Raw genomic sequence first — 371 nt, forward strand, 5'->3', positions numbered from 1 at the left:
TTCTCCGTTACAAATCAGCAAAGTATCCAATCTGGAAAAAGAAAAATGCCAGTCAGCTTAACTGACTGGCATTACCGGCATAGCCGGTGGTTTTTCATATGCGCCTATAAGGCTCTCCTACTGGCAGCGCCCTAGCAGGCGCATAGTGATCTGACATTTGCATATGACTATTTCCTGCGGCCCGTAAACGGGCTACCTGAATACGGGATCGACAATTGTTCTCCCATTTTATCCTGCTCTAGTTGGTGCTTTATGTAACTTTGTATCTTGCCGGTGTTTTTTCCTACCGTATCTACATAATACCCTCGACACCAAAATTCTCGATTCCTGTACTTAAACTTCAAATCTCCAAATCGCTCATAGAGCATCAG

General features: G+C 44.2%; 1 protein-coding gene. It reads right to left on the minus strand.

Annotated elements, in window-relative coordinates; genetic code table 11:
- Positions 1–167: 167 nt before the first annotated feature.
- Positions 168–371, minus strand: a 204-nt coding sequence (locus OQJ86_RS26450; RefSeq protein WP_171052525.1) for a transposase, incomplete at its 5' end; no start/stop codon positions are given.

It is taken from the genome of Vibrio sp. Sgm 5 (assembly GCF_026241575.1).
Taxonomy (GTDB): Bacteria; Pseudomonadota; Gammaproteobacteria; order Enterobacterales; family Vibrionaceae; genus Vibrio; species Vibrio jasicida.